The organism is Ruminococcus sp. CAG:330 (assembly GCF_000437175.1).
In the GTDB taxonomy this organism is placed as follows: domain Bacteria; phylum Bacillota; class Clostridia; order Oscillospirales; family Ruminococcaceae; genus Ruminococcus_C.
Map to the genome: position 1 here is coordinate 7,452 of NZ_FR898072.1, position 9,185 is coordinate 16,636.

A 9,185-nucleotide genomic window follows, 5' to 3' on the forward strand; every position below is an offset into this window, starting at 1 on the left:
GACGGCGACGGCTACTACACCCTCTATCCCCAGATCGGCGACAAGGTTTCCTACCTGCTGGATATCTCCGGCAACTCGCCGGACAATGGCACAAATGTCGGCATCTGGTCTGCCACCGATGCCGATGCCCAGCGCTTCAAGTTCTACCAGGCATCTGACGGCATCTACTACCTGCTGACCAAGGCAAGCGGCGACCAGAGCTGCGTGGCAGTGCAGGCAGCCTCCAAGGACTCCGGTGCGAACGTGGTACAGTGGGCAGTCAACCTCTCCGACACCTCCCAGCAGTGGAAGCTGACACAGGTTTCCGACACCGGCTGCACCATGGACACCTCCAAAACCTACATGTTCCGCAACACCAACAGCGGACTATACATGGAGGTCGCCAATGGCAAGGCGGAGGACAACAGCAATGTCCAGCAGTGGGGCGCAAACGAACCGGCTGCACACAACTCCTGGACGCTCAAAGAATTCGGCGGCGGCTACTACTACATCATCTCCCAGCTCGCCGACGGCAAGACCTACTATCTGAACTCCACCGGCAGCGCCAACGGTGCCAACATTGAGATCGTCACCAACAATAAGTCCAGCTCTCATCTGTTCAAATTCGTGAAAAATCCGGACGGTACCTATAACATTCTCACCAGAACTTCCTACGATGCCGCAGCGGTGGAGGTCGCCAATGCCGACCGCAACAGCGGTGCCAATGTCCAGCAGTGGACGGCAAACGGCAACGCCTGCCAGAAGTGGGAGGTACAGACCTGCACCACGACAACAACTGCCACCACAACGGCTAAGACAACTGTCACAACCGCCACGCAGGCAGACACGACTTCAGCAAAGCCTGCCACCACAGTGGTGACAACGGCTGCAACGACTGCCGCAGAGTCCGTTCCCGCAACCACGGAAACTGTGGTATCGACAACCGTAGCAGAATCCGCTACCGCCGAGAAAACCACCAGCTCCTCCACAAGCACTACCGTGCAGACCACGCAGACCGCCGAAACCACAGAATCTACGCTGTCTGCCAAGGTGCTGTACGGCGACGCCAATCTGGACGGCGAGATTGACCTTGCCGATGCCGTCTTTCTGAACAAGGCAGTAGCCGGCGTGGTTTCCATGAATGACACTGCAAGAGCAAACGGCGACTGCAATGCGGACGGCAAAATTGACAGCAGCGACTCCATGGTGCTGCTGAAGTTTCTCGTGCACCTCGTCAACGCCCTGCCGCAGAAAAGCGCATAATCATTTGACATCCCCTTTCTGATAAAGCAGAAGCAGCGGTACCCTTTCGGCACTGCTGCTTTTGTTTTCCAAAAATATCGAGCACAAAATCCGTTCTTTTTTAGGCAGAATCCGCTTTACGGCGTTTTGAATTTATGGTATAATGGAAAAAAAGAAATCTTGCAGGAGACTTTTCTAATGAACTTCAACTATTTTCTTCCGGTCAACATCGTCTTTGGCTGCGGACGGGTCAGCGAAACCGGACAGCTGACCAAGCCCTACGGAACACGTGCCCTCATCGTCACCGGCAGAAGCAGCGCCAAAAAATCCGGTCTGTACAACCGTGTCAAAGACAGCCTGCATGCAGCCGGCATTGACTCCGTGCTCTTTGACAAAGTGCAGCAGAATCCCTTGACCACCACGGCAATCGAGGGCGCACAGTTCGCCAAAGCTTCCCGATGCGACTGCGTGGTCGCCATTGGCGGCGGCAGCATCATGGACTGCGCCAAGGCAATCGCCTTTCTGGCAGTGAATGACGGCGACATCAACGACTACATCTTCGGAAAAACCGCCAGCGACCGTGCGCTTCCGCTGATCCTGATCCCCACCACCTGTGGTACCGGCAGCGAGGGCAACGGGTTTGCCGTGCTGACCAATCCGGAGAACGGCGACAAGAAGTCCCTGCGCTGCAATGCAATCGTGGCAAAGGTCTCCATTGTCGATCCGGAGTGCATGATGACCATGCCGAAAAAGGTGCTTGCTGCCGTGGGATTCGATGCCCTGTGCCACTGCATGGAGGCGTATCTCTCCCGCATTTCCCAGCCGTTCACCGATGCCCTGAGCCTGTACGCCATTTCGCTGCTGGCGGAGAATCTGACGGCGGTCTACAGGGACAGCACGAACCGGACGGGCTGGGAGAAGATCTCTCTGGCGAGCACCATCGGCGGAATGGTCATCAACACCGCCGGCGTCACACTCCCCCACGGCATGGAACATCCGGCAAGCGGCTTAAAGGACATCGTCCACGGGCAGGGGCTGGCTGCGCTGACACCGGTCATCACGGAGGCATCCTGTCACGGCGACCCCGTCCGCTACGGAAAGATCGCCCAGCTTCTGGGTGGCAAGACCGCAGAGGACTGCGCCCCGCAGCTGCGCAGGCTGCTGCACGGTCTGGAACTGACCTGCACCCTCTCCCAGCTGGGGTTGTCGGAACGTGATATCCCGTGGATGGCGGAGAACTGCATGAAGGTTTCCGCTGCCGGTGTCGCCAATCATCCGGTGGTATTCACGCAAGCGGAAATCGCAGCGCTGTACCGCAAGGCAATGTGAAAGCGACAAAGCAGTATCACATTCGTTACAATTTGGTACACATATTGCACACATTGCAGAACTACGGTATGATATTCTTGTTGAATCCGTTTCTCACCCAACCCGACAATAGGAGATGACAAGCATGAAAAACAAAACAGTTGCAGCTTTGATGGCAGCCATTGCACTCTGCGCTGCGCTCACCGCCTGCGGAAGCGACTCCGGCGAAACCTCTGCCAAGATTTCCGGCGCACCGGCAGAAACAGCAGTTGACACCAGCGCCAAGGTGGACGAGCTCCGTGCCAACGCCAAGGCAGACGCAGCAGAAGCCACCGCTGACCAGATTCAGGAGGCTGTCGGCTTCCTGCAGGATAACGTCTACAGCTACTTTTCTGATTCCAGCGCTATGGTAAGCACCATTTAGAACCTGTCTTCACAAGAAATATATGTGGATTTTCGAGCATAATTTTGTTGCAGACAAGGCAAAAATACGCAGGCGGGCTGTCGCCCGGCAAGTATTTTTCACGCAGGATGCAGCAAAATTTGCCGAAAAGGCACGTGGATACGCTTGTGAAGACGGGTTCTTATTATGGTGCGTTTTTGGAGGCATGCTATAACGGCACCGGAAACGACTACGAACAGGTCGGATTGCAGGCGCAAAAGACGGTGGAATCCGTCTACCGTGGAGAAAAGCGCACCTCCGACAGCACCACACAGGAAAACCTCAAGGCACTGCGTACCATGGTAGAAGCACTGCCGGATGCCCGGTAACTTCCAAGCATATGACAAAAAAAGCACGTCCCGTGGATTCCATGGAACGTGCTTTTTCGATGAGAGATATAGATATAGATATGATGTTGCCTTAGAGCTTTTGCGCCAGCTGCTTTTGCACCGCAGCGTCCGGAATATCCACAATGCCGTAATCCTTGCCCTTGTAATTCCAGTAGGCTCTGCCGATGCCGTACTTATTGAACACGCTGCAAATATCCGCAGCCCAGCGAATCTTGGAGTCGTTGTCCGCCAGATCAATCACACCGTATTCTCCGCAGTACAGCGGAATGTCACGCTCCTGCGCAATCTTCAACGCCGGCGCAAACAGGGTTTCGAAAAAGTCTGTACCCATTTCCTTCAGGTCGTCTGCATAGATCGCACCGGCAAGTTCCTGTGAAAGAATCTTGCTTGCCTCACGATACTCTGCAAGGCACTTGGGGTAGGCAATGCGGAAATCTGCCGGCATATCCTGTACCCAGTATGCGCCCTGATGGGTGAAGATCATGGGTTCATAGCTGTGGAACGTATAGACTACTTTCCGGTCTGCAGTCTCTGCCAGCATGGGAACGCTCAGTACATTGTTATACATCACACCGCCGAAAATGATCCAGGTGTCCGGCGCCTGCTTCCGAATCTCTGCAATGGCGTGCAGGGCAATCTGGTTCCAAGCCTCTGCGACCTCCGGCTCCACGATCTCATTCAGCAGCTCAAACGCCATGGTATCCGATTCTGCGCCATACCGCTTGGAAAGTGTCCGCCACAGACGATAAAACCGCTCCTGCAACGATACGTCGTGGAAAAAGATGGTCTTATCGGTCTTGTCCAGCGGATCAAAGGAATAGCCGTAAGTCTTGTGCAGATCGAGAATCATGCGGAGTCCGTGCTTTTTGCACCAGTTCAGGCAGCTGTCCAGATAGACGTAACCCTCCGGCTTTTCCGTGCCGTCCTCTTCCTCCAGCAGCATATAGTCCACCGGCACACGCACGTGATCCAGTCCCAGTTCCGCAATGGTTGCAATATCCTGCTCTGTGATAAATGTGGTGTAGTGTTCTGCGGAGGTATCGCTGGTCTGCGAGAGCCATCCGCCCAGATTGACACCGTGGAGATATCCTTCCAATGTACGCATTGTCATCCATCCTTTCGATTTGGGAGTTCCTCGTTTTTCATGTCTTTATTATACGTGTTTTTTGGCGCATCGTATATCGTTTTTGTTGCATTTTTCTCGAATTTGTTGTATAATTACAGCGGAGGTGAAAATCTATATGAACATCGAACAGGAGCTTCACAAACATCTGTTTCAACAGCGGGAGGAACAGACACAGCATCTGGAATACAATCTGGAATTCCAGTTCTATAACGCCGTTGCGTCCGGCGACATGGAAACCGTGTCCCGCTACTGTACCGCCGAACAGGATGAAACCGTCTATGACGGAACCGAGTACGGCAGGCTGTCGGAAAACCGGCTGCAAAACGCACGCTATCACTTTGTGGTGGCGGTAGCTCTTATCACACGTGTCTGCGTAGAGCAGGGCATGGAACGGGAAACCGCCTATACGCTGAGCGACGTTCTGATCCAGCGCATGGACCGTCTGACCACAGTTTCCGAGATCTCTGCGCTGCACAACGCCATGATTCGGGATTTTACCCGGCGCATGCAGGAGGTGCGCCGTGCCCACGCCTATTCCATCCATGTTTCCAAGGCGATCTCCTACATTTCCGCGCATCTCCACGAGAAGCTGACCACGCAGGACATCGCCGATGCCATCTCGCTGAACCGCAGCTATCTCTCCACACTTTTCCGCCGTGAGATCGGAAAAACGCTGCACCAATACCTGCTCTCCGCCAAGCTTCAATCCGCTGCCCAGCTTCTGACCACCTCGGAAATATCCCTGTCGGAAATCGGGGCGTACTACGGCTTTGCCTCCCAGAGCCACTTCATCCAGTGCTTCCAGCGGGAAACCGGTCTCACTCCCATGGAATACCGCCGGAAGTTCTACCAGCGAAGCGAAGTGTCGGACAGCAAAAACGGCTGACACCGTTCGCAACGTGCCAGCCGTTTTTCAATGCTGCTTGTATTGTTTACTTGTATGGTTAATCGTATCGGTTAAGAGATCGCCAGATTGCCGCGGAGCAATGCCAGATCTGTGCCATTGACCACATTGTCTTCTGTCAAGTCTGCCTGCTGCCACTGATCCTGCGTCAATGTTTCCGCATAAATCAGGTATTTTTGCAGCGCAACAGCGTCGGTAAGATTGATCTCGCCGTCCAGATTTACGTCACCCTTTGTAGGTTCAGGTATTTCTTCTGTCTGCGCCAGAGCCAACAGGTAAATCAGCGGGGAATTCCAATAAGTCGCGACCTCATTGGTGGAGTAGCTCTCCGAGTGGTCAACATAGCACTTGGCGCTGGGCATGCCTGCCAGATATGCCTTGGCTGCGCTATCCTCCTTGGCGGAGTTGACACCGCCCACCAGCATGCCTTTCATCGCCTGCTTCTTTGCCATAGACGGTCTGTGGTGGGGATTCTGCGGACAGAGCGTGCCATATCCCGTGACAAAGCAATAGCCGGTGGCGTTCTTACCCAGCAGATAGTTTAGGTCATCCTCTGCTGCCTGCCGGTAGGCGTCGTCCCCCGTGATCTGCGCAGCTACACCCAGAATCACGCCGGCGTTTCCGATTGTCATGTTGCTGCCCCAATTAAATGTTGAGATGGAAACGCCAAAAGGTGTCTTGTTTGAGGTAGAAACGAAAGTATTTGCCTGCTTCTTCATGGCGCTCAACGCCTTCTGATACACGCTTTCGATTTTGCTTTCGCCGTCTTTCATCGTCAAAATGGCAAGGTTGCCGTAGTCGCCCACCGTCGTCCAGTCCATACCCGTCTGCAAATACATGCCCTCCAGCTTCTCCTTGTAGGCCTCTTCGCCAGTTGCACGGAACATCTGCGCCGTTGCCCAGTACCGCTCATCGCTGTCGGAATAGTCGCCGTAATCGCCGGTGGTGATGTCTGTAGGATTCTTGAAGATCAGATTCGGGTTGGCATCCAGGAAATTCCATGCCTTTTTCGCCGCATCCAGACAGGTGGCAGCAAAGTTCGGGTCGCTCTCCCCGAAAAATTCCGATGCCAGCGCCATTGCACCGCAGAAGTCACCGGTTGCCGTGGTGGAAACCGGCGTTACGATCAGCTCGCCCGTCTCCTGTTCCGGCATGACATAACCGGGGAAATTCTCGCAGGTGACCTTGTGGTGCACACCGCCCGTCTCCGGATCCTGCATTTTCAGCATCCAAGTCAGGGCATACTTTGCCTCGTCCAGAATGTCGGGGACGCCGTTCCCGCTCTCCGGAATTCCGACATCATCGCCAAACAGCGCCGGATTTGCCTGATAGGCATAGAGCATATCTGCCACAGTCTTTGCTGCCGGAACAGTATAGCGCCCGTAATCTCCGGCATCATGCCAGCCGCCGCTGACATCGATGTATTCATCTGTTGTCCCGTACACTCTCGCCTTGGTGGTATGACATGCCACATGATGGAACGTGTCGTCCTCGATCTCCGTTCCGCAGCGCTGCAAATACAGCATCCGCACAGCATCTTTCATCAGGTCGCTGTACACGTCCTCGCCGATCTCGAACGTGTAGGACGGATCCAGCCCGCCGCAGGTGATGTAGTATTTTCCCGGTGCTTCAACAGCAGAAAAATCTCCCATCCATTCAACTTCGCCGGCGCTGCTGTTATTGGTTTCGCCGTAAAGCTCGCCGGTATAGACCACTTCCTCGGTTTCGGCGTTGACTACAGAGAATTCCGTTTCGTCAGTAATACCACGGAACACTGCCACCTTTTCCGCATTGGGGCGATAGCCCACCTGATTGATGACAATGGGCGGTTCATAGGCACGAATCTCGGAATAGTCCACCTGACTGTCGTCCACCAGTTCCAGAACCACGTTGTCCAGATAGATGGTGTGTTCGCCCAGTTCCTCGCCCTCGTTTCCGCAGTTGAACACCATTTTGGACATGATGTCCGTATCCGCTTTCATGGTGAATTCATAGTCCACTTTCTGCGGTTCCGAAGTGAGGTTCAGACCCTTCCAGGTATACGACTGATACGTTCCGCCGTTCTGCTGGATCATCCCCTCCACATAGCGGTCGGTGTCGGAAGAAATCTCGTAGGACAGGTGATAAACGCCGTTTTTGTACAGCGGAATGATGTCATAGTTCAGCTGTACGGAATAAGTCAGCTTGCCGGTATTGGTAACATGCAGCGCCAGTTTTCCGTCTTCTGTGGAGAGCGTTGCAGCACCGCCGCTCTCTTTGTACATGCCCCAGCCGGATGTCCCGCTGGAAAAAGTAGAATTGCTAATGAGGTTGTCCGCAGCCAGTACGGACACCGGCGATACTGCCGGCAGTGCGGATGTCAGCAGCACACCAGACAAAATGGCTGCCAGCAATTTGGTCATTCGTTTCTTTTTCATGTCGGAAAGAAGCCGGAACTTGGAACAGAGTTTCGGCTTCCCGTACACCTCCTTGCAAATTTTAAACGGGAAAAAATTGCGCAAACAATGCGATTCCCGTTTTGGTATTGGAACCACAAATTCGGGAAGAATCTGATATTTTTATTATACAGGATTGACAAAACACTTGCAATGATATATCATGTAAAATATATGATGTTTTATGCATTTTGAAAGGAGCAACCCATGGAGATTCGAAACGCCGGATACAACCACTGTCATGATACTGATTTCATCATCGACCGTCCCAAGGGCAGCGGGGACAATTTGTTGCTGCTGCTGAAAACAGACTGCATTGTCACGCTGGATGGCGTCGACCAATTGGTTCCGGCAAACAGCGTCTTTCTCTATCCCAAAGATGCACCGCAATTTTACCGCACCTGTCCGCAGCAGCTCTTCGCCAACGACTGGGTACACTTTCTCTTTGAAGGGGAGGAATTTGCGCAGTTTTCCGCACGGAAAATTCCGCTTCAAACGCCCATTCCCGTGCAGGAGCCAAACTTTTTCAGCCACTGCATCAAAGAAATCGTCTATGAAACCTATTCGCAAAATTTATACCGCAAAGAAAGCGCATCCTGCTATATGACGCTCATCTGGGATAAACTCAGCGAACAGCTGTACCAGAATTCTTTTTTTCCAAAAGACAGCCGGTATGAAATGCTTGCCACCATTCGCCGAAAGATGTACCGCAGTCCATGGGATTCACGCACTGTAGACAACACCGCCCACGAAGTCCGCATGAGCCGCTCTGCTTTCCAGAAGCTTTATAAACAGTTTTTTGGCATCACCTTTACACAAGACCTCATCCAAAGCCGCATGGAGTATGCTGCCATGCTTCTGCAAAGCACAGATCTTGGCGTTGCGAAAGTCGCAGAGCAGTGCGGATATCGCCACTATGAGCACTTCGAACGGCAATTCCTGAAACGGTACGGCATCTCTCCCAAGGCATACCGCACACAGGACATCCCGCTTTTCAGGAGATGAATGAAATGGAATCAGTTTGGAACGAAGCATTTGTCTATGAGGTGCTCTCCGTTGTGGAGGAGATCCCCGCCGGAAAAGTGGCATCCTACAGCCAGATCGCACGGCTCATCGGCAGAGCGAAAAACGCACGGCTGGTGGGCAGGGCGCTGCATCAGGCAGAGCACTACGGCAGCTACCCCTGTCATCGTGTCGTCAACCAAGCCGGACGGCTTGCGCCGAACTTTCCGGAGCAGCGGGAGCTGCTTCTGGCGGAAGGTGTGACGTTTCGAAAAAATGGCTGCGTGGATATGAAGTGCTGTCAGTGGGAGTGCTAGGACTCGTTGGAAACATTCCACTGGAATGCTTCCAAAATCAAGAAACAGCAAGCGGGACACAGGGCGGAGCGGTCTTGTTC

Annotated in this window: 9 protein-coding genes; 7 read left to right on the forward strand and 2 right to left on the reverse strand. The window is 53.6% G+C overall.

Going from position 1 to position 9,185, the window contains the following annotated elements:
- The 4 genes from QZL66_RS08345 to QZL66_RS08360 all read left to right on the forward strand — a co-directional run.
- Positions 1 to 1,242, forward strand: a 1,242-nt coding sequence (locus QZL66_RS08345; protein WP_293602053.1) for an RICIN domain-containing protein, incomplete at its 5' end; no start/stop codon positions are given.
- Between the two features lie 177 nt (positions 1,243 to 1,419).
- Entirely contained in the window at positions 1,420 to 2,550 is a 1,131-nt protein-coding gene (locus QZL66_RS08350; protein WP_022411265.1) for an iron-containing alcohol dehydrogenase, read from the forward strand.
- Positions 2,551 to 2,674: 124 nt separating this feature from the next.
- Positions 2,675 to 2,953, forward strand: coding sequence for a hypothetical protein (locus QZL66_RS08355; protein WP_022411266.1), 279 nt, complete (start codon positions 2,675 to 2,677; stop codon positions 2,951 to 2,953).
- 119 nt (positions 2,954 to 3,072) lie between these two features.
- Positions 3,073 to 3,300 carry a hypothetical protein gene (locus tag QZL66_RS08360; RefSeq protein WP_022411267.1) on the forward strand — a complete coding sequence of 76 codons (228 nt, stop codon included), beginning with the start codon at positions 3,073 to 3,075 and terminating at the stop codon, positions 3,298 to 3,300.
- Positions 3,301 to 3,391: 91 nt separating this feature from the next.
- Here QZL66_RS08360 and QZL66_RS08365 read toward each other — a convergent pair whose 3' ends face one another.
- Positions 3,392 to 4,426 (reverse strand): glycoside hydrolase family 5 protein, encoded by a 1,035-nt coding sequence (locus QZL66_RS08365; protein ID WP_022411268.1) that lies wholly within the window; start codon positions 4,424 to 4,426, stop codon positions 3,392 to 3,394.
- Between the two features lie 136 nt (positions 4,427 to 4,562).
- Between QZL66_RS08365 and QZL66_RS08370 the strand changes: the two genes are divergently transcribed.
- Positions 4,563 to 5,333, forward strand: a complete 771-nt coding sequence (locus QZL66_RS08370; RefSeq protein WP_022411269.1) for an AraC family transcriptional regulator — start codon at positions 4,563 to 4,565, stop codon at positions 5,331 to 5,333.
- A gap of 71 nt (positions 5,334 to 5,404) precedes the next feature.
- Here the strand turns inward: QZL66_RS08370 and QZL66_RS08375 are convergent, their stop codons facing one another.
- Entirely contained in the window at positions 5,405 to 7,768 is a 2,364-nt protein-coding gene (locus QZL66_RS08375; protein ID WP_293602058.1) for a glycoside hydrolase family 9 protein, read from the reverse strand.
- Between the two features lie 225 nt (positions 7,769 to 7,993).
- Between QZL66_RS08375 and QZL66_RS08380 the strand changes: the two genes are divergently transcribed.
- Together QZL66_RS08380 and QZL66_RS08385 are read left to right on the forward strand one after the other, a co-directional pair.
- Positions 7,994 to 8,791 carry a helix-turn-helix transcriptional regulator gene (locus QZL66_RS08380; protein WP_022411271.1) on the forward strand — a complete coding sequence of 266 codons (798 nt, stop codon included), beginning with the start codon at positions 7,994 to 7,996 and terminating at the stop codon, positions 8,789 to 8,791.
- A 5-nt stretch (positions 8,792 to 8,796) separates the two neighbouring features.
- Positions 8,797 to 9,105: an MGMT family protein gene (locus QZL66_RS08385; RefSeq protein WP_022411272.1), complete on the forward strand. Its 309-nt coding sequence runs from the start codon at positions 8,797 to 8,799 to the stop codon at positions 9,103 to 9,105.
- Positions 9,106 to 9,185: the final 80 nt, after the last annotated feature.